Annotated in this window: 16 protein-coding genes; 12 read left to right on the top strand and 4 right to left on the bottom strand. The window is 39.9% G+C overall.

Translation table 11 applies throughout. The annotated features are described in order from the left end of the window. Positions 1-35 precede the first annotated feature (35 nt). From J4N24_RS12420 to J4N24_RS12395, 6 genes are all read left to right on the top strand, one after another. Positions 36-1,076, top strand: a complete 1,041-nt coding sequence (locus J4N24_RS12420; protein WP_207534012.1) for a glycosyltransferase — start codon at positions 36-38, stop codon at positions 1,074-1,076. A gap of 38 nt (positions 1,077-1,114) precedes the next feature. Then, positions 1,115-1,963, top strand: coding sequence for an ABC transporter permease (locus J4N24_RS12415; protein ID WP_207534011.1), 849 nt, complete (start codon positions 1,115-1,117; stop codon positions 1,961-1,963). A 7-nt stretch (positions 1,964-1,970) separates the two neighbouring features. After that, positions 1,971-3,230, top strand: a complete 1,260-nt coding sequence (locus J4N24_RS12410) for an ABC transporter ATP-binding protein (RefSeq protein ID WP_207534010.1) — start codon at positions 1,971-1,973, stop codon at positions 3,228-3,230. A gap of 37 nt (positions 3,231-3,267) precedes the next feature. Next, positions 3,268-4,272, top strand: a complete 1,005-nt coding sequence (locus J4N24_RS12405) for a glycosyltransferase family 2 protein (RefSeq protein ID WP_207534009.1) — start codon at positions 3,268-3,270, stop codon at positions 4,270-4,272. Beyond that, positions 4,269-5,546, top strand: coding sequence for a glycosyltransferase family 2 protein (locus J4N24_RS12400; RefSeq protein ID WP_207534008.1), 1,278 nt, complete (start codon positions 4,269-4,271; stop codon positions 5,544-5,546). Before J4N24_RS12405 ends, J4N24_RS12400 begins: the two co-directional genes overlap by 4 nt. Positions 5,547-5,894: 348 nt before the next feature. Beyond that, positions 5,895-7,190, top strand: coding sequence for a WcaI family glycosyltransferase (locus tag J4N24_RS12395; protein ID WP_207534007.1), 1,296 nt, complete (start codon positions 5,895-5,897; stop codon positions 7,188-7,190). Positions 7,191-7,339: 149 nt separating this feature from the next. Here J4N24_RS12395 and J4N24_RS12390 read toward each other — a convergent pair whose 3' ends face one another. The 4 genes from J4N24_RS12390 to J4N24_RS12375 all read right to left on the bottom strand — a co-directional run bounded on the left by J4N24_RS12390 (position 7,340) and on the right by J4N24_RS12375 (position 12,758). Further along, entirely contained in the window at positions 7,340-9,769 is a 2,430-nt protein-coding gene (locus J4N24_RS12390; RefSeq protein ID WP_207534006.1) for a penicillin-binding protein 1A, read from the bottom strand. A gap of 75 nt (positions 9,770-9,844) precedes the next feature. Beyond that, entirely contained in the window at positions 9,845-10,579 is a 735-nt protein-coding gene (locus J4N24_RS12385) for a metallophosphoesterase family protein (RefSeq protein ID WP_207534005.1), read from the bottom strand. A gap of 1 nt (position 10,580) precedes the next feature. Further along, on the bottom strand, positions 10,581-11,324 hold the full coding sequence (locus J4N24_RS12380) for a nucleotidyltransferase (RefSeq protein ID WP_207534004.1): 744 nt from the start codon (positions 11,322-11,324) through the stop codon (positions 10,581-10,583). 117 nt (positions 11,325-11,441) lie between these two features. Further along, entirely contained in the window at positions 11,442-12,758 is a 1,317-nt protein-coding gene (locus J4N24_RS12375) for an NAD(P)/FAD-dependent oxidoreductase (protein ID WP_207534003.1), read from the bottom strand. 70 nt (positions 12,759-12,828) lie between these two features. On the opposite strand from J4N24_RS12375, the gene J4N24_RS12370 reads away from it, so the two are divergent. The 6 genes from J4N24_RS12370 (at position 12,829) to J4N24_RS12345 (ending at position 20,405) form a co-directional block, all read left to right on the top strand. Then, positions 12,829-13,473, top strand: coding sequence for a cyclodeaminase/cyclohydrolase family protein (locus J4N24_RS12370; RefSeq protein WP_207534002.1), 645 nt, complete (start codon positions 12,829-12,831; stop codon positions 13,471-13,473). A 44-nt stretch (positions 13,474-13,517) separates the two neighbouring features. Beyond that, positions 13,518-14,489 (top strand): peptide-methionine (R)-S-oxide reductase MsrB, encoded by a 972-nt coding sequence (gene msrB, locus J4N24_RS12365; protein ID WP_207534001.1) that lies wholly within the window; start codon positions 13,518-13,520, stop codon positions 14,487-14,489. Positions 14,490-14,583: 94 nt separating this feature from the next. Continuing rightward, complete coding sequence (locus J4N24_RS12360) at positions 14,584-18,741, top strand: hybrid sensor histidine kinase/response regulator (RefSeq protein WP_207534000.1); 4,158 nt, start codon at positions 14,584-14,586, stop codon at positions 18,739-18,741. Positions 18,742-18,768: 27 nt separating this feature from the next. Next, positions 18,769-19,155 (top strand): SMU1112c/YaeR family gloxylase I-like metalloprotein, encoded by a 387-nt coding sequence (gene gloA2 / locus J4N24_RS12355; RefSeq protein WP_207533999.1) that lies wholly within the window; start codon positions 18,769-18,771, stop codon positions 19,153-19,155. Between the two features lie 46 nt (positions 19,156-19,201). Beyond that, positions 19,202-19,861 carry a tRNA1(Val) (adenine(37)-N6)-methyltransferase gene (locus J4N24_RS12350; RefSeq protein ID WP_207533998.1) on the top strand — a complete coding sequence of 220 codons (660 nt, stop codon included), beginning with the start codon at positions 19,202-19,204 and terminating at the stop codon, positions 19,859-19,861. A gap of 49 nt (positions 19,862-19,910) precedes the next feature. Then, entirely contained in the window at positions 19,911-20,405 is a 495-nt protein-coding gene (locus J4N24_RS12345; protein WP_207533997.1) for a metallophosphoesterase family protein, read from the top strand. Positions 20,406-20,408 lie beyond the last annotated feature (3 nt).

The raw sequence follows: 20,408 nt of genomic DNA, 5'->3' as shown, positions 1-20,408 counted from the left end.
CAATTAAAGCAATTTCTCATTCAACAAAAGCTCTTATGGTAAGGATACCAGAGTCGCCTCCTTTAATAAAACGTGTCGATAAAAGTGACGAAAGACCTTTATGGTCTGTGATGATACCTGTTTACAACTGCCTATCCTATTTAAAAGAGACACTTGAAAGCGTCCTTTCACAAGATACCGGAGATATGTTCATGCAGATTGAAGTTATTGACGATTGCAGTACGGACGGAGACGTTCAACGTGTGGTACATGAAGTTGGTAAAGGAAGGGTAAGCTATTTCAGACAGCCGCAAAATTGCGGTAGCTTAAGGAATTTCGAAACCTGCATTAACAGAGCAAGAGGGCATTACGTTCATCTGTTACATGGCGACGATCGTGTTAAGAATGGCTATTACGCCGAAATAGAAAAGCTTTTCGCATTGCATCCAGCTGCGGGAGCTGCATTCACCGATTATAGATACATTAATCATGTCGGTGAGATTTTGATGATTAGAAACCCCAAGCTTCCTGAGCAGGGCGGAATTGTTAGTGATTTTTTAACCAGAAGTGCCAAACACCAACTCTTACAGCCCCCGGCAATAACGGTTAAACGCTCTGTGTATGAAAGCTTGGGTAGTTTCTATGCGGTCCACTATGGAGAGGATTGGGAGATGTGGACGAGGATCGCCTCGCGTTTTCCGATTGCTTACTCTCCTAAGCCAATGGCTTTTTACCGTGTAGCCCATGGCATTGGAATAACAAATAATTCTTTTCGTAGCGGACAGAACATCAAGGATATCAATAAAGTGATTTCTATAATTCAGAACTACTTGCCAGAAGAAATAAGGTCGAGTAGTCTGAGAGAAGCAAAGAACTATTATGCTGTCTATAGTATAAGAGTTGCGAATGGCTTGCTTGGGGAAAATAGTCAAGCTGCAGTTAAACAAGTTCAGGGAGCCTGGGAGATGAGTAAGACCTTTTCCACACTTTTTTGGATGCTGCGGTTTTACATTATGTATTACTCTGGAATAAAAACGCTGTTCAAAGGCAAAGTTCCAGAATACTTCAAAATCTCGCGTTATATGGCTCCAAACTAACTGTTCCCAAAAGTACATCTACCACAAAACATAAACTCATGATGAAATCAATGAATTGGGACTGGGAAATAAAGCCTCAGGCACCCTGGGCCGGAGTAAGTCTTAAGGAATTAAAATCTTTTAAGGATCTTCTTTTAAGCCTCGTCCGGAAGGAATTCCTGAGTCAATACCAACAAACATTGCTTGGCCCCGTATGGATACTTCTATATCCACTTTTAACCGTTGCTACCTACGTATTGGTGTTTAACAAAGTAATTGGTGTTTCAACGGAAGGGATTCCGTCCTTTCTTTACTATCTTACCGGAATTACTCTATGGAACTTATTTGCAGAGATCTTTCAGCAAACTGCACACACTTTTGTTCATAACTCAACTGTATTTAGTAAGGTGTATTTCCCGAGACTAATCGCTCCAATTTCCATTTTGCTACTAAATTTTTTACGTTTCGGTATTCAACTTTTTTTTCTGGCGGTAGTACTCGCTTATTATTATATATCTGGTGCAATTCAATTCAACCCCTTACATATACTAATTGCAATTCCGGTTATTTTAGTCACAGCCGGAATTGCCTTTGGAACTGGCTTGGTTTTCGCTGTAATTACTGGCAAATACAAAGATCTTTTCGGCTTACTGCAGTTAATTATTCGTCTTTTAATGTTTGTATGTCCGATATTCTATTCCATTAACCTGGTTCCCGAAAAAATAAAATGGATTGTCAACTTGAACCCCTTAAGTTCATTATTTCAACTGTTCAGGTTTTCTTTATTAAACACTTCTTCAGCGGATTTATCTTCCTTTATCTATAGTGTTACTTTCATGTGCATTGTATTGCTTTCCGGAGTGTTCCTTTTTAATAGAATGGGTGATAAGTTGATGGATGTTTTATAGAAAGCCTATGTCTGAAATTATATTACAAGCAGAGAACGTATCGAAAAGTTATAATCTCGGGTCGATTGATTCTGGGTCTCTGCGGCAGGAATTGCAGCTATTCTGGCAAAGCAAGATACTGAAAAGGGAAACAGACTTTTTTAAGGATATTAACAAAAATAACCCTAAGAAACTTTTTTGGGCTTTGAAGGATGTGAATTTAGAGATCAAGCGGGGAGAAACCTGGGGAATTATCGGAGGAAACGGGGCCGGAAAATCAACCTTCCTTAAGATACTTTCGAGAATAATAAGACCTACCAGTGGATCAGTGAGAGGACAGGGCAGATTAAGCAGTCTACTGGAGGTAGGTACAGGATTTCATCAAGAGTTAACCGGGCGAGAGAATATCTTCATTAATGGAAATATGCTCGGAATGAAGCGCTCTGAAATTCAGAAGAAATTTGATGAGATAGTAGACTTCTCGGGTGTTGGAGAGTTCCTCGACACGCCTGTTAAGCGCTACTCTTCGGGAATGTACGTGAGGTTAGCTTTTGCCGTAGCAGCACACCTGGAACCAGATATCTTAATAGTGGATGAGGTTTTAGCGGTAGGAGATGTAGAGTTTCAAAAGAAATGTCTTGGTAAAATGAAGGAGGCATCTTCAGAACATGGGCGCACGGTGATTTTCGTGAGCCATAACCTGCAGTCCATTCAGAGTCTTTGTTCAAAGGCGCTTTGGTTAGAGAAGGGTCGGTCTGTAGCTGCTGGAGAAGCTAAGACTGTAATAAACAGTTATCTTGGTACCCAGCAGAAAAAAGCCTGGAAACACGAGTATGATTCAATGGCTTTGGCTCCAGGAAACGAACATATTAAAGTACTGAAAGTGGAACTAGTTCCGAATTTATCAAATCCAATGGATCAGGTAGACATTCGAACTGAACTCACTGTTAAATTTAAATTCTATAATCTTAATAATGACATTCATCTAACCGCGAGTGTGCTTTTATTTGGCAGTGCGGGAGAGTGTATTTTTAATGTTCCGTCGAAAGCAGGAGTCTGTGATGCGGGAATGTTTGAAGCAGAATGTACTATTCCGGGAAATTTTTTAAATGATGGATCATATTTCATCTGTCTTTACTTCGCACGTAACGGAACGGAGGAATTGTATTGTTACAACGAATGTTTGATTTTCGATGTTGCGGACTACCGTGAAGATGCCGAGTTTTATTACAAATGGTGGGGTATGGTACGGCCTGATTTTAAACTTAGCTTAAATAAGGTTGCCTGACAAAGATATTAAAGCGCTAAAACTTAAATCTACCTGAATGCAAAGAATACCATCTGAACCACCGAAAATAGAACCTTTACCAAAGGATATAAAAAGACCGTTATGGTCTGTAATGATACCTGCCTACAATTGCTCGAAGTACCTGCAGGAAGTTATAGAGAGCGTACTTCAACAAGATCCCGGACCTGAAAAGATGCAGATCGAGGTAATCGATGACTGTAGTACTGACGAAGATGTAGAAGCGTTGGTCAGGCGGGTTGGAAAAGGCAGAGTTGAATATTATCGCCAGCAATGTAATGTTGGTAGCCTTCGAAATTTTGAAACTTGTATTAACAGAGCGAGAGGTCAATATATTCACCTTCTACATGGTGACGACCGGATCAAATATGGATATTATTGGAAGATAGAGTCGCTGTTTGAACGTTTTCCGGATGCCGGTGCGGCCTTTTGTGCCTGGAGCTATATTGATCCAAAAGGAGATCTTAACAGACATTCCCGGATTGAAGCCAAACGAGATTGTATATTGAAAAACTGGCTTGAAGAACTCGCCCTGTTCGGACGCTTGCAATATGTAACCATCACCGTAAAGAGAGATGTATATGAACGACTCGGTGGTTTTTATGGTGTTACCTATGGTGAGGACTGGGAAATGTGGAGCAGGATTGCAAAACATTATCCAACAGCCTATACTCCTGATATCCTTGCCGAGTACCGGGAGCATAATACTTCCATTTCCAGCCAAAGTTTTTTAACTGGAAAGAATATCCAGGACATAGCGAAGGTCATAAATATTATCACCGGCTACCTTCCTGACCGGAAAAAGGAGAAGATTAACAAAATTGCAAGAAGAAATTATATCTATTGGGCTACAGATGAGGCCCACAAACAATGGCATTTCACACGTAATGGGAAGATGGTAAAGTCGCAGGCGAAGGAAATTGCTAATACCTATCTGGATTTCCCACTGGCAATAAAGCTAAGCAAGCTTATGGTTAAAGTTCAGTTATATTCTGTTGTAAATAAATTACAGTCATTCCTATGAAAGAAGGCATTTCTACAATCGTTCATCACTTTCATCTAGAGCTTACCGGCTTTCAGTTTGAAATGCCCCAAATAAACAAGTATAGCTACTATTGTGTCTTTTGGTGGAAAAATATACCACTCGGCGATGGGGTGTTCGAATCAAAGAAGAGCTACGATGGGCTTGCGGTAAAAACAAAAGTGTGGGAGGCCATTCAACCTTCATTAAGAAGATACATTAGTACAAGTTCATTGCTCGAGGAGTTGAGATTATTATTTTTCCTTGAAAAAAAATTACTATTCTCTACACTGCTTGAAGAAGTATTTGGCGAATTAACGGTACTGAAAGAAGAGGAAAAACTTGATGTATCTGTAGTGATCTGCACGCGCAACAGAAGTTCTGCTCTGAAAGATTGTTTGTATCATATTTTTTCTCAGCAATATTTGCCAAGGGAAGTGATTGTAGTTGATAATGCACCCTCTGATGATAGCACAGAAAGGGTGGTATTAGGATTTAAACAAGCTGGGTTGAAGTATGTGCGTGAGCAGAGGGCGGGTCTAGATGTAGCGCGTAATACTGGTGCCAAGGCTGCCAGAGGATCAATTGTTTTATATACGGATGATGATGTAAAAGTGCATCCTCTCTGGGTCTATCAAACCTGGCGTGAATTTGAAAAAGGTGACTTGGATGCTCTAACCGGTCTTATTATTGCCTCTTCACTGGAGACTGAAAGTCAGCAGATATTCGAACGTTTCTGGAGTTTTAACAGGGGGTATAAAGATATCAAGTTTGACAAGTCATTTTTGAATGTAAAAGGTCGCGTTCCCCGGGTTTGGGAGATTGGGGCAGGAGCAAATATGGCTTTTAAGAAAGAATTACTTGAGCGGGTGAATTTTTTCGATGAAAGACTGGATGTGGGAGCAGCGGGATGCAGTGGTGATTCAGAGATTTGGTACCGCATACTTTTGAATGGAGGAAAGATCGTGTATTCACCCAGAGTTGTGGTTTTTCACGAGCACCGTAGGGAAATTTCTGCATTGCATAAACAGCTTTACAACTATATGAGAGGGCATGTTGCGGCAGCGCTGATCCAAAATAGCTATCATAAAGAAGTAGGTTACAAAAAGTACCTGTATTTCGATTTGCCGAGGTACTACCTTTCGCTTATCAAATTGGGCTTCCCCAAATATACCTCGCGGTATAAGACCTTAAGCAGTGAGATAAAAGGAGTGATATCCGGTGTTAAATTTTTTAATAAATGCAGGAATGTTCCTGCTATCAATGCAAATTCCTAATAAATAATTTGAAATAAATCCTTCCAGTTTCTTAGTCAACGTCAAACTACCACAATATTTTACCCGGGCTGATCATCTTATCAGTTTCCAAATTGATAATGCTTCTACCACGGCATTCCTGACAGGTCAAGAGATGCTTCTCCGGGTTCCCCTTCAGATTAAATTATTGTTTCAGATAGTTGAATTCTAAAGGTGGCGACGTTGCTTCAAGCTGAATAATTTCCTGATATCCTGGTGTAGATACCCTTTTTTGCGGTGTCCTGGAGGAGTATTGCGTTTACTTTTCCTGGCTGTGCTATGCCATTATCTCAGGTCTTCCAGAATTCATTTACTCTCAATATCTAAGCTATGAAGACGAAAAAATCATCTGTTCTGATTATCGGAATCAACTTTCATCCCGAGCCCACTGGCATTGGAAAATACACCGGTGAACTTGGTTTTTACCTCAGCCAGAACGATTTCAACGTAGATGTAATTACAGGTTTTCCCTATTACCCTAATTGGAAAGTGTTTGATGGATATGGTAATTGGTTTTACAGCCATCAAACAGTAGACGGGGTGAATATAACCCGTTGCCCCTTATATGTTCCAGCTAAAATGACAGGCTTAAAAAGAATGTTGCAAGATCTGACATTTTTTATTACGGCCTTTTTTATTCTGCTTCAAAAGATGCTATCCTTTAAGCAGTATGACATGTTATTTGTGGCCTCACCATCTTTCTTATCCGGATTTTTAGGAGGATTATACAGGTTCTTTTACCGCAAGACAAAGTTTGTTTATCATATTCAGGATCTACAGATCGATGCGGCCGAAGAACTTGGGATGATTAAAAGTAACAGGCTTCTGAAAGTAATGAAGTATTTGGAACGATCTATTTTGGTTCACGCAGACTGGGTAACTACAATCTCAGATGGCATGCAAAAGCGAATTGCGGAAAAAGACTGTCGCTTGCAGAGGCAGTACATCTTTCCTAATTGGGTAGATTTCAGTACGATCAAAGCAAAAAAACCTAATCTATCAGTTATCAAAAAATTAAATATACCGGTAGATAAAAGGTTAGTATTCTATTCAGGCGCTGTGGGAGAGAAGCAGGGATTAGAAATGATCCTTGATACGGCACAAAACGCAAAAGCAGCCTTGCCAGATGTCTTTTTCGTTATCGCGGGCTCTGGTCCCTACGCAAGTGTCCTTAAGGAAAGAGCAGCTAATCAAGGATTGAACAACCTGATGTTTATCGGCTTGCAGGAATTAGATGTTTTTAATGAGTTATTGAACTTCGCGTTTATCCATCTGGTTATTCAGAAGGACAAGGCGAGTAACTTACTGCTTCCTTCAAAACTTACCAATATCCTTGCAGTAGGAGGATTATGTATTGTTACTGCTGCCCGGGAAACTTCATTGCATGATATTGTCGCTGGAAATAATCTTGGTATAGTAACTAAACCTGAATGTACCAACGCATTGTGGGATGCAATTTATAGTGTTTGCAATGATAGTGATCAGGTTGCAGAGCTTAAGAAGAATGCAATGATATATGCCTCAAAGTATTTAAGAAAAGAATCAATTATAGAAAATTTCCTGGAGGAAGTTGGAATTGGAAGCCGCAGGACAGAACTTGTTCCTGCTCCAGCTCTGGACTACTAATTAATAGAAATTAGTTTTTTCAGAGTTTATTAAACGCAGCTGTGTAATCATTTATAAATGTAAAAAAGGTCCCGATCTGTGGTTAAATTGGTGTGGTGGTAGACATCTCTTTAGTCCATATTTCGGGTATCTTTTTTTAGTTTGTTATTTTACCAGTTAAATAACTTCCAGCCTTTCTTTTTGCCTTTTTTATTCTTGTTCTTGTTTTTGAACAATTTGTCGAAGAAGGATTCTTTTTTTTCCTCAACAACAGGCTCCTCCGGTTCTTCATATCTGGATGAAGGACAGGATAGTCGCTCCTGAAGTTCCAGGCTCAAAGGCTCAAAGCCAGCATAGTTATAGATTTGGAAAGCAGGCAGTGCTGAAACTTTTCTCATAAATTCTCCCCAAACAGGCAATGCTGTATGAGCACCCTGCCCCAGGTCGAGGGTTCGAAAACGAATTAAAGGACTTTCTCCTCCAACCCATACGCCAGTTACGAGATTTGGTGTAACGCCTATAAACCAACCATCAGCATGATTTTGAGTAGTCCCTGTCTTACCCGCAATATCCATACTAAGACCATATTCTGTTCTTAATCGAGAAGCTGTTCCTTCTTCAACTACACCCTTTAATAACTCTAACATCGTTCTCGCGTTATAAGCCGAAAATGCATATTTAGGTTGGACAGGAACAAAGCTTTTCAAAGGTTTTCCGATCCGGTCAGTAATTCGTAACAAGTATACTGGTGCCAGGTATTTGCCATTATTAATGAAAGTGGAGTAGGCCGGTACCATTTCCAATAGCGATAAGTTGGCTGTTCCTAATGCGATAGAGGGAACTGCTGGAATGCTGCTTTTGATTCCAAGCTGATGAGCAAATTGAATGGTTGGCTGAATACCAATTCTCATTAGTATCTGGGCAGAAATGGTATTTATAGAATGAGCAAGTGCTCCGCGCATGTTGTATTCGCCTCCATATTGTCCGTCTGAATTCTGCGGCGACCAATTTTCATAAGCAGGGTAGGTTAGCCGTGAATTTTGAAAATATTCACAGGGTTCAATACCTCCTTCAAGAGCAGCGGCGTAAACAAAAGGTTTAAATGTTGAACCAACCTGCCGTCTTGATAGAATATGATCATATTTAAAAGTTTTGTAATTAATTCCTCCAACCCATGCTTTAATAAATCCGGTCCTCGGATCCATCGATAACAGTCCGGTGTTCAACATCTTCTGATAATATCGCACAGAATCGATTGGACTTATTTTAACCTTCCTATATCCCCATCCTGTATACAGCTCCGTATTTACTTTTTTTCTGAATTCTTCATTTATTTCATCTTCATTATAGCCCTCTTCCTGCAAGTGTTTATATCGGGCTGAGCTTTGTACGGCCTTGGTAATTAATCCAGTGTTCTTTCCCCAGGGATTTCGGCCGCTCCAATGCTTGTCGAATTCTTCCTGAAGTACCCTAAGCCGTTGAATAACCGCCCTTTCTGCAGCCTTTTGTATCCTGGAATCTATAGTAGTATATATTTTTAATCCGTCAGAATATAGGTCGTAAGGTTCCCCATTTTCCTTTGTTTGTGTCTGGCAGAATTCCTCCAATTGTGGTCTCAAATATTCTTTAAAATAGGGCGCCAGCTCTACCTCTTCATGCCTTGAGTTGTAATTTAATTCAAGGGGTAAAGCTCTTAGTGAATCGGCCTTTCCTGGTTCAAGGATATTAGCCTTAACCATCTGGCTTAATACTACATTCCTTCTTTCCTTTGCTCTTTCGGGATGGAGTTTAGGGTTATAGGTAGTGGTTGCTTTCAGCATGCCAACAAGTACAGCAGCCTGTTCAATTTTGATTTTTTTTGCCGACGTGTCAAAAAAACGTTGAGCTGCGCGTTCTATACCGAAGATATTTCCACCCATTGGTACAGTGTTCAAATAGAGCTCTAGGATTTGCTCCTTGGTAAACACCTCTTCAAACCTGTTGGCAATGATCATCTCCTTAAACTTATTGATTGGAGTACTTAGGAAGGAATAGCGCTTGCGTGGGTAAAGATTCTTCGCCAATTGTTGCGTGATTGTACTTCCTCCTCCAGAGCTCTCTTGCTGCAGGAGTAGTGTCTTAAAGATAACCCGAAATATACTTCGGGAGTCTATGCCATGGTGTTGATAGAAGCGTGAATCTTCTGTTGCAATAAGGGCGCCAATCACATTGTCTGAAATCTGCTTGTAAGATATGTTAGTCCGGTCTTGTTTATAGAACCTTCCGATCAAGAGCCCGTCGGCGGTATAAAGCTCTGAAGGTGCGCTTGTTTGCAACATGCTGAGCTGACGCGTTGAAGGGATCTCGCCGAAAAGGCCCAGGAGTACGGCCAGGAAAAGACTGAAAAAGCCAATAAGAAGAATTAGAACTAAGATACCAGTTATTTTTCCAATTTTCTTAAAGGTAATAGCTGGTTTGAACTTTGCCTCTTCCCTAAGGGTTGAATCAGAGCTTCTTACAAGAGGTATGGATGAAAAAAAATTCTTTAATTTCCCTGGAAGGTTTTTAAAAATGGAAGGAATTGCCTTCGATTTACTTTTACGCCTGATTATTTTTTTCAAAATGAAAATTAGAAAACGAGATATGGGTAAAGACATAGCCCCTTATAGAAAAGCTACGCCTTTACAATAAGAAAATTATACCTCGAAGATATAAAAACCGTCATCGTAGCCTGCCTTGTGTAAAATTGGTTTAGCTACATTAAATACCTTAACACCATCTACCTCTCCCTGGAGCGTGCCTACATGTGCATGCCCATGAAAAGCTGCAACTACATTTCTCCTGCCCAGTGGTTCAGCTAATCGTGAAGAACCTAAAAAGGGAAAAATCTGTTCCGGTTCACCCTCTACGGTTGCCTGAATAGGAGCATAGTGAATAATAGCTATTTTTTTGATATGCTCGTGTTCCTGATCCAATCTGGCAAGCGCCCTGTCCAGGTGTAAAGCTTCGTCTACAGCTTCCTGAACAAAAGCTTTCATAGCCCCCTCTCCAAACATCGATAACATATGTTTTCCAAATCCGCCTCCAAAACCCTTAACCCCTGCAAATCCTACCCCTTTAACCACTAAAGCTTCCCCGTCAAGTATATGCATACCATTTGTTTGCAGTATTTGTCTTATAAGTTTATGACGACCCTTCTCATAATCATGATTGCCCAAAACCCCAAGAACGGGTATCGTGCAGGCTTTCAATTCCTCTGCCAGCACCTGGGCTTCGCCTTCATCTCCCGTATCGGTTAGGTCGCCAGCAATTATCAATACATCGGCTAAGGTTGATACTTTTTTAAAATACTCTGTCCATCGGCCTTTGTCCGTTTCGCGCACATGGATGTCTCCCACAGCAGCAATACGGACTTTTGTTGATTCTTCCATATCAGGTAGTTTTAATCGTACTAACTTTATAATTCCATTCCTTGATATCCACTTGATATTGCGTTTGATCAATTACTGGTCCCCGGCATACTTTTTCAAGTGCTGGCGGTAAGTCGTATTGCTCTTTGGCCCTTTCCATCAACTCGTCAAACAACCATTTAGGCACAATGTCATGGTAATCTGCAGGGTATACAAACTGGAACATAAGTAGTTGAGCCAGCAACAAGTGCCAGTGCTGATCTAGGCGGAAAAGAAGCCTCTTCCAATCCAGGTTCTTTCCATGTTTAAGCAATACATGGTTGATGTCTGCACCGTCAAATCGCTCGCGGTTTTGAACATATATTTTGCACCAGATCAGTTCTTCTGCTGGTAAGAATTTTACTGGTACTCCTGCAAACTCTCCTTCTGTTGCATGTTCATACCATGTATCGTCAACAGTGCAAATGTTGTTAACTGTATCAAATATTATATCTATAAAATATTCCCCTTTGAAAACCTTCGCCAACCAACGGACATCGGTAAGTTCTGTGGTATAGCCTTTAGAGGCAAAGTGCTTCATGATTTTGGGATACTCACTAGGTTTGCAAAATACATCCAGGTCTTTTGTGTCCCGGTATAATCCTGTATATTTAAATAGTGCGAAAGCTCCGCCCAACATAAAATTAGATCCGCTTTCGTGAAGAAATTCTAAAGCTTCTCTGTAAAATTCGTTCGCTTCCCTTCTTTGTTCTTCTGTTTCTATCATAGTTAGATATCTCTCGTTCGTTTTGTGTAGGTTAATAACCTGATTTTTATCATTCTGTTTGATACCCTACCGGAGCTCGTTTGATTTTTATATGACTCGTTTTTTTTTACCCTGGATCTATTTTTCACTAGAAAAGCCACCGTGATCTTTCTTCTTCCCAAGAATTAATCTCACTCCCTTGTCGTAACTGAAATAACTGAACATCCATTGAAGTAGAACAATAAGACGGCTTCTAAAACTTATAATGGAAATAAGGTGAATGAACATCCAGATAAGCCAGGCAAAGAAGCCCTGAGTATTAAGTTCTTTCCCAAATAGTTTTAGATCAGCTACTGCATGATTTCGGCCAATGGTTGCCATAGAACCTTTGTCATTATATTTAAACGCTTTTAAATTTTCATTCTTGAGTAGTCGGATGAGATTTTTTCCTAAAAGCTGTCCCTGTTGCATTGCAGGTTGAGCTACCATTGGATGGCCAAATGGATTTTCTTTGGATAGCATTGCTGCCACGTCTCCAATTGCGAATATGTTGTTATAGCCTTTGACCCTGTTAAAGTCGTCTACAGCTATTCTTCCGCCTTTCAAAATTGCCTCAGGTTTCAAGCCATTTACCGGTGCTCCGACAACTCCTGCAGACCAGATTAGTGTATATGTTTTTATTTGTTCCCCTGAATCGAGAGTTACCGTAGTTCCATCGTAAGACTTTACCCTTCTATTTAGCCAAACTTTTACCCCATAGCGCTCAAGGTACTCTAACGATTTTTTAGATGCTCCGGCTGACATTCCCTTAAGCAATTGATCTCCACTTTGTATCAGGTTAATGTCCATTTGTTTGATGTTAAGTTCTCTATAATCTTTTGGGAATACGTGTTTCCTTAACTCACTTAATGCGCCCGCAAGTTCAACCCCGGTCGGGCCTCCACCTACAATAACAAAATCCATCAAAGTATTCAGTTTTTCTTCGTCTTCAGCTTGTAACGCATTTTCCAGGTTACAAAGAATGGTGTTTCGAAGTTCCAAAGCGTCGTCAATGCTTTTTATAGCAATTGCGTTTTTCTCCATTACTTCGTCTCCAAAGTAGTTGGTGGCAGCACCTGTAGCAATAACGAGGTAATCATAATGAAGATGGCCGATTTTAGTAAGAACTTCTTGTGTATCAGGATCAATAGACAAGACTTCGGTCAACCGAAAATAAAAGTTCTTCTGGCCTTCCAGGACCTTTCGGAAAGGATGTATGATATTGGCAGAATCTAAACCGGAAGTTGCCACCTGGTAAAGAAGAGGCTGGAATGTATGGTAATTATGTTTATCCAGTAAAACAACCTGCACAGGTGCGTGGGCCAGAGACTTTACAAGCTCAAGGCCTCCAAAACCTCCTCCGATCACTACTACACGTGGTTTATCAGAATGTGTTATTCCTGAAATTTCAATCATTCTATGTTTTTTTATCACAACAGGATAACAGGCGTAATTGTTGAAGGAGAAGAAGTCATTAAACAAGAGGATGACTGGCTCAAAAAATCTACAGATAAATGGTAGCGTATGGAAAATGGCGCTAAAGCAATTCTCTGATGCCACAACTAAGAGCTCACCTGCGATTACAGGAGGTTGCGTTGTGACTACAATTGCTGGTCTTGCTATGACTTTATTGATAATGCCTCTTGAGGTATCTGCAAAGAAAAATGAAGATCAAGATGTTAAGGCGCTACTGAAAGAAAAGATTGCAGTACTTAAAAAAATTAAAAAGCGTTTAGTCAGGGCGGCTGATCGGGATCTTGATTTATATGATCAGTATCGCTTTATGAAAACGGGCAGTAGGGGGGACCCTGCAGGAAAGTCGAAGTATAAAGCACTTATTTATGCTACTAAGTCGCCTTTTAAAGTGGCTTCTTTATTAAAGGAATGCTTATCTGCCAGTATTGGTTGTGTTAATCTCTGTCATGATAGCGTTGTTAGTGATGTGAAAGCCGCTGTGCTTTTGCTACATTCTTCTTTTAATGCCATTTTAGCTCTGGCGCAAAGTAATATGAAAGGGTTAAATAAAGAAGATTACAAGCTGTTTGAAGCGCTTCGCTTTAGTTTGGAAGAGGAGGTTTCTGTTCAAATTGATACATTGATCAGGGAGGTAGATATGTTTCTTCTGTACTGAGATTATGAAATAAAAATAGAGGTTGAAATACTAATTTTACAATTATGCTTCGCTGGATTGATGCAATTAAATACTCAAAATATGGTAATCCCGAGCCGGTGAAGAGAGTCGAGAAATCAGAGGACGAGTGGAGAATTCTTCTCTCCGACGAACAATTTCGGGTAACCCGACAAAAGGAAACGGAAAAACCATACTCAGGTATGTATTGCCGGAACTATGAGCCTGGCCAATACTCCTGTGTTTGTTGCCAGTCCCAGCTCTTTGATTCAACGGACAAGTACAATTCTTTATCGGGATGGCCCAGCTTTACTCAGCCTGTTCACAGATCTGCCATAAAGTATGAACTGGATATGAGTCATGGTATGAAAAGGATTGAGATAATGTGTAATGTTTGTGACGCTCATCTTGGTCATGTATTCCCGGATGGACCAGAGCCTTCGGGACTTAGGTACTGTGTTAATTCTGTAAGTATTACCAGAATCGACGATAAAATGCAACTTGCAGTTTTGGGAGGCGGGTGCTTTTGGTGTACAGAAGCGCTAATTGACCAATTAGAAGGTGTTGTATCGGTAGAGCCTGGCTATAGTGGAGGAAAAGGCTTTAATCCTAGTTATAAAGAGGTATCAAGTGGATTAACCGGACACGCTGAAATGATAAGGATTAAGTTTGATCCTACGATTATTTCTTATGAAGAGCTTCTTAAGATCTTTTTCTCCATCCATGATTCCACATTGCTTAATCCAGAGGATGGAAATTATACACAGTACCGTTCTATCATATTATATTATAACGAAGAACAAAGACAGGTTGCAGAGAAGGTAAAAGAGGAAATAGAAGAACTGCGAGGGAAAAAGGTCTATACAGAAATTGCAGCCTTTAAAGCTTTCTATAAGGCGGAAGATAAGCATCATAATTATTATTTGAAGAATCCTGAAGCTCCTTACTGCTGTAATATTATTGAACCGAAGTTGGAAAAACTAAGATCATCGTTCTTTGAAAAACTAAAGAAAGGATAGTTATACGTTTATTTCTTTTTTCTAAAATCTAGCATCAGGTTTTCGAACATTTGGTTGGTTGATCGCGTATAACGGGATTACTTGAATTCTGCTGATGATTAGATATAAGAATCTTTCTACTTTTTTACTTGTGTTAATGCTTTGCTTTACATTTCAGCTATTTGCTCAGAACACAACTAAATTTACAAGGAAGACAAGTCGTGACGGACTCTCGCAAAGTTTCATTAGAAATGTTATTCGCGATCCCAAGGGATTCATCTGGATAGGGACAGGAGATGGCCTGAATAAATATGATGGTTACCATTTTAAGATTTACAGGAGCAATTCAAAGGTAAAGGGTAGTTTAAGCGGAAGTAATATTATTACCACGTTCATAGACAGACAAGGGGTTATGTATGTAGGTACGGATAACGGAGGTGTTAATGTTTTTGATGCGAAGCAGGATAAATTTTCGGTGTATAAACATGACGCGAAGGATTCTGAGAGTTTAAGCTCAAACAGGGTTACTTGCTTTTTCGAGGACCATAAAGGTGTCTTCTACGTTGGAACTGAGGATGCTGGTTTGAATGTTTTTGACAGGAAGACAAAGAAGTTTAAAGTTGTTTTTGAACCAGGATCAGGTAAAAAGGGTTTGGTAAGCCATGTTATCCGTGCTCTTAATGAAGATAAAGCAGGGAATTTATGGGTGGGTACCGAACATGGAATCACTGTAATAGATAGCCGTAGAACCAGTTTTACTTCTTACATTCACTCCCAAAGTGCCCAAAGTCTTAGCGTTGATGCTATAAGAACCATTTTTGTAGACAGGGAAGGTGAGATTTGGATTGGGACTGCTTTTGGCGGGCTTAATCATTTCTTAAAGAAGACGAGAACCTTCGACCATTACAAGCACAGTGAATTTAACTCTAATAGCATTTTGGGAGATTATGTTCCTAAAATCTGCCAGCCTAAAGATGGGAGGCTTTGGGTAGCTACCAATATGGGAGTAAGCGTTCTTAATAAAAAGAACAATACTTTCATAAATTATACTAACGATCCATTTGATGAAAATTCATTGCTTGATAATGGACTAAACACCATTTATGTTGACAAAACTGATAATATTTGGGTAGGGAGCATCGCTGGTTTATCAGTAAAGGAGGCAGAGCATTCAAAGTTTCCCCGATATAGCTACAACCCTGGAAAACCCTCTGGTTTAGGCGGAAGAGAAGTTTTTAGCGTTACTCAAAATAAGGAAGGAAACATCTTTCTGGGCCTGCGGAAGGGATTTGATGTTTTCAACCCTTCACGAAAAGATTTCAAGCATTTTTTTGTTGACCGAACAGGTGTGACTTTGGGTACAGTAACATCCATGCTGTTTAGTGGGGACGAATTCTGGTTGGGGACATTCGAACAAGGTCCGGTGAAGGTGGATCTCGAGAAAAATATTTTTAGGATATACCAGGGTGTAGACGATCAGTCTAAAAAGACCTTCAATATCCGTGACGTCTGGTTTATTCGTGAGAATTCTAAAGGAGAACTCTACATTGCTTCTTTTAGCAGTGGCGTGATGAAGTTCAACAAGAATGACAATCTGTTTCATAGGATTTATTGGAAGGGTAGAAATATTCCTTATTTGGGGATTACCTGTTTCTATATAGACCGAAAGGATAATTTGTGGTTGGGTTCAAATCTTCAAGGTTTAACTAAAATAAATATAGAAAAGCAGATTTTTAAAGAGTTCTTGCATGATAGTAATAACCCAGCAAGCATCAGTGATAATTTTGTCTCAAACATTCTTGAAGATAGTCGTGGAAATATCTGGATCGGTACTCAGGCTGGTCTGAATCTTTTGCTAACTGATAATTCTTTCAGGCGTTTCACTGAGAAAGATGGCTTGGCTAATAATTTCATTAACGGTATCCTGGAAGACAGGAAGGGGGCGTTATGGCTAAGTACTAATACTGGTCTATCCGAATTTGATACCAGAAAACGAAGCTTCAGAAACTATAACCTTAATAACGGGTATGATGATAATGAGTTATTGTCTAGAGCTTACTACAAGCTTAGAAGCGGTGAATTTATTTTTGCGGGACTAAATGGTTTCAACATCTTTCATCCTGGTAAGTTAAAAATAAACCAAAAGCAGCCCACTGTATTTATTACGGATTTTAAGACTGGGAGTAGATCTGTGATTCCGGGGAATGATGCTCCTTTAAAAGAAGTAATAAATGAAGCAAAGGAGATCAAACTAAACTATGATCAGTCAGAGTTTTCTTTTGATTTCGTGGCTCTTAATTTCTCCCGAACTAAGGAAAACCAGTATGCTTACAAGCTGGAGGGCTTTGATAAAGATTGGATCAATGCCGGAGCTTCAAGAAACGCTGCTTATACTAATATTCCACCTGGAGAGTATGCTTTTAAAGTAAAGGCGACAAACAATGATGGAGTTTGGAATGAGGAAGGGGCTTCAATAAAAGTAATAATAGTTCCTCCATTCTGGCGAACGTGGTGGTTTATATCGATTAGTTTAATAATTATTGTCGGTGGAGCGATCATATTCTATTTCTATCGTGTAAACAAAATGAATCGGCAGAAAGCAGAACTCGAGAAGCAGGTTCAGGAAAGGACTAATGAAGTTGTTAAGCAATCGAGAGAGCTGCAGCAGCAAACAGAGCAGTTGAAGAATTTCAATTTGGCTCTGCAGGAAGAAAGAGAGAAGGCTGAGAAAGCAAATCAGGCAAAAAGTACTTTCCTTGCCACTATGAGTCATGAGATCCGGACCCCTATGAACGGAGTTATTGGAATGGCTTCGCTATTGTCTGAGACCAGTCTGAATGCTGAGCAGTCTGAGTATGTAAGCGTTATACAAAACAGTGGAGATGCTCTTTTGGCCGTAATAAATGATATTCTCGATTTTTCTAAAATTGAGTCAGGGAACATGGAACTCGAAAATCATGAGTTCAATCTTTATCAATGCGTGGAGCACGTAATGGATCTTTTTGCTACTAAAGCTGCCGAACAGAGTCTGGATCTAATCTATCAGATAGATAATAAAGCACCTTCTCAGATTATTGGAGATAGCCTGAGGCTTAGACAAGTTCTGATCAATCTTGTAGGTAATGCATTGAAATTCACTCATCAAGGGGAAGTTTTTGTAAAAGTAAGCGTCCTAAATGTAGATAGTGATGATATCGAGCTTCAGTTTGATGTAAAAGACTCAGGAATTGGTATCCCGGAAGATAAGTTACCGCGTCTTTTTCAGGCATTTTCTCAGGTTGATTCATCCACAACCCGCAAATATGGTGGTACTGGACTAGGTTTAGCTATTTGCGAGCGACTGGTTAGGTTGATGGGAGGTGATATTAGGGTTGAAAGCACTAAGGGGCTGGGTTCTGTCTTTAGTTTCACAATCCAAACCCGGCCCGGTAACCAGGCGTTAAAACATTATGTTACTTTAAATGCTGCGGAGAATGAAGGGAAGAAGGTTCTGGTTGTAGACGATAACAAAACAAATCTCTCTATATTAAAATCTCAACTTGAGCTATGGAAGCTTGATGTTACTCTTGCTGAATCAGGTGCTCGAGCCCTTGAAATATTAAATTGCGGGGTAGATTTTCAACTGATAATTAGCGACATGCAGATGCCAGAAATGGATGGTGTACAGCTTGCGGAAGCAATTAAGAAAAAAGCACCAGATGTACCTATCATTCTCTTAAGTTCTATTGGTGATGAATCACGATCAAAATATCCCCACTTGTTTAATTCTGTACTTACGAAACCAGTAAAACAACAGCCCTTGTTTAAGTTGGTGCAGGCAGAGCTTAAGCAACAAAAACAACCCCAGAAACAGGAGGAAAAAAAGGCGGTTGCTTTATCTGATGATTTCGCAGAGAGTTTTCCTCTCAATATTCTGCTTGTGGAAGATAATATTATAAATCAAAAGCTTGCAATGCGGATTCTTACCAAGCTAGGATATGAACCCGGGCTTGCAAATAATGGTCAGGAGGCAGTAGATATGTTACTTGACCGTTCATACGATGTGGTGTTGATGGACATGCTAATGCCTGTTATGGACGGTCTGGAAGCGACCAGGTACATCAGGCAAAATCATAAGCATCAGCCAATGATTATAGCGATGACGGCAAATGCTATGACGGAGGACCGGGAAGCTTGCATCAGCGCTGGAATGAATGATTATATTACAAAACCTATAAATGTAGAGATATTAAAGAAGTCGCTGATAGAATCAGCAGATAAAATTCGTGCATAAGTTGGATAACTACGTTATTTTTGCCAGATGTTGAATATATCAGACGTCCATCACGTGGCCATAATCTGCTCTGATTATGAGGTATCAAAAAAGTTCTATACAGAAATTCTGGGCTTAAACATCATCTCAGAGGTTTATCGAACAGAAAGGGATTCATATAAGCTTGATTTACAAATCGGAAAGGCTCAAATTGAGCTTTTTTCATTTCCGAATACACCTCTACGTCCGTCTCGTCCTGAAGCTCAGGGACTTCGTCATTTAGCTTTCGCTACTGATGATATCGACCAGGCGATTAAAACGTTAACTGGATATGGAGTAGATGTAGAACCTGTAAGGGTTGATGAAATTACAGGCAAACGTTTCACTTTTTTCGCTGATCCTGATAATCTTCCACTTGAGCTCTACGAAAAATAAGGTCTTCCGATTTAAACGATTTGAGGTAGATCAAAATGACTGCGCAATGAAGATTAATACAGATGGTACTCTTCTTGGCGCCCTATCTGCAAGTGCTAGTCCCGTCAGTATATTGGATATTGGAACCGGGACTGGTGTTATTGCTCTTATGCTGGCTCAGCGTTTCCCTACGTCTGAAGTTCACGCCGTTGAGATAGAACATCACGCTGCCCGGAGGGCTCTGCAAAACTTCTGTAACTCTCCGTTTGGAAACCGCTTGCATCTGCACCCGGGTTCATTTCAACAACTATCTACCGATCTTCCGGGTAAGAAGTTTGATCTTATTGTTAGTAATCCACCTTTTTTTATCAATTCACTCAGGAATAGGGACGAGAAGAAACAAACAGCAAGGCACTCTGATCACAATTTCTTTACCGAGCTGATAAACTTTATTTTCCTTCATCTGAGCGATCGGGGCGTTTGTACTTTGATACTACCTTTACCAACTGTACTTTATGTAGAAGAATTGCTGGATCCAAGAGACCTTTATATTACAGAGGTTATAAATATTCGTTCTTTTGATTTTTCTGAAGTCCACCGTCAAATTATAACAATTTCGAGGAACATGAAAACAAAAGAGCAAAAGGATTTTGTAATTTATTCAACACAGAAGGAATATTCTGAAGAATTTGTTAAAAGTTTAAAAGATTTTTTCACAATTTTCTAAGTTTCTGTTATATTAGCTGCACGTCTACCATCTTACGTAACCAATATTAATGACTACTATCGGATTAATCTCAGATACTCATGGGTATCTCGACGATAAAGTATATAAATATTTTGACGAGTGCGACGAAATATGGCATGCCGGCGATTTTGGAACGCTTGAAGTCGCTGATAAGCTTGCTGCATTTAAGCCACTAAAAGGGGTATATGGAAATATAGATGGAAAGGATATTCGATTAGTTTATCCTGAACATTTAAGATTTAAGTGCGAGGATGTAGATGTCTGGATGACTCATATTGGAGGTTATCCCGACAAATACAGTCCAAAAGTCAAGGCGGAAATCTATAAGGATCCACCGAAGATTTTTATTGCCGGACACTCTCATATCCTCAAAGTGATCTTTGATAAAAAAATTGGCACTTTACACTTAAATCCTGGAGCGGCAGGCAAACAAGGATGGCATAAAATGCGTTCTTTATTGAAATTCTGCATTTCTGGAGAAAAAATCCATACCTTAGAGGTGATAGAATTGGGGATTAGATAATGT

The organism is Desertivirga arenae, from assembly GCF_017355785.1.
Taxonomy (GTDB): domain Bacteria; phylum Bacteroidota; class Bacteroidia; order Sphingobacteriales; family Sphingobacteriaceae; genus Desertivirga; species Desertivirga arenae.
The sequence above is the reverse complement of the archived record's forward strand: the minus strand, read 5'-3'. Positions and strand labels throughout refer to the sequence as shown.

Bases quoted from the DNA above. Each gene is read 5' to 3' on its own strand.
- J4N24_RS12420 (WP_207534012.1), top strand. From the start codon at position 36: ATGGTAAGGATACCAGAGTCGCCTCCTTTAATAAAACGTGTCGATAAA.
- J4N24_RS12415 (WP_207534011.1), top strand. From the start codon at position 1,115: ATGATGAAATCAATGAATTGGGACTGGGAAATAAAGCCTCAGGCACCC.
- J4N24_RS12410 (WP_207534010.1), top strand. From the start codon at position 1,971: ATGTCTGAAATTATATTACAAGCAGAGAACGTATCGAAAAGTTATAAT.
- J4N24_RS12405 (WP_207534009.1), top strand. From the start codon at position 3,268: ATGCAAAGAATACCATCTGAACCACCGAAAATAGAACCTTTACCAAAG.
- J4N24_RS12400 (WP_207534008.1), top strand. From the start codon at position 4,269: ATGAAAGAAGGCATTTCTACAATCGTTCATCACTTTCATCTAGAGCTT.
- J4N24_RS12395 (WP_207534007.1), top strand. From the start codon at position 5,895: ATGAAGACGAAAAAATCATCTGTTCTGATTATCGGAATCAACTTTCAT.
- J4N24_RS12385 (WP_207534005.1), bottom strand. From the start codon at position 10,579: ATGGAAGAATCAACAAAAGTCCGTATTGCTGCTGTGGGAGACATCCAT.
- J4N24_RS12380 (WP_207534004.1), bottom strand. From the start codon at position 11,324: ATGATAGAAACAGAAGAACAAAGAAGGGAAGCGAACGAATTTTACAGA.
- J4N24_RS12375 (WP_207534003.1), bottom strand. From the start codon at position 12,758: ATGATTGAAATTTCAGGAATAACACATTCTGATAAACCACGTGTAGTA.
- J4N24_RS12370 (WP_207534002.1), top strand. From the start codon at position 12,829: ATGACTGGCTCAAAAAATCTACAGATAAATGGTAGCGTATGGAAAATG.
- msrB (WP_207534001.1), top strand. From the start codon at position 13,518: ATGCTTCGCTGGATTGATGCAATTAAATACTCAAAATATGGTAATCCC.
- J4N24_RS12360 (WP_207534000.1), top strand. From the start codon at position 14,584: ATGATTAGATATAAGAATCTTTCTACTTTTTTACTTGTGTTAATGCTT.
- gloA2 (WP_207533999.1), top strand. From the start codon at position 18,769: ATGTTGAATATATCAGACGTCCATCACGTGGCCATAATCTGCTCTGAT.
- J4N24_RS12350 (WP_207533998.1), top strand. From the start codon at position 19,202: ATGAAGATTAATACAGATGGTACTCTTCTTGGCGCCCTATCTGCAAGT.
- J4N24_RS12345 (WP_207533997.1), top strand. From the start codon at position 19,911: ATGACTACTATCGGATTAATCTCAGATACTCATGGGTATCTCGACGAT.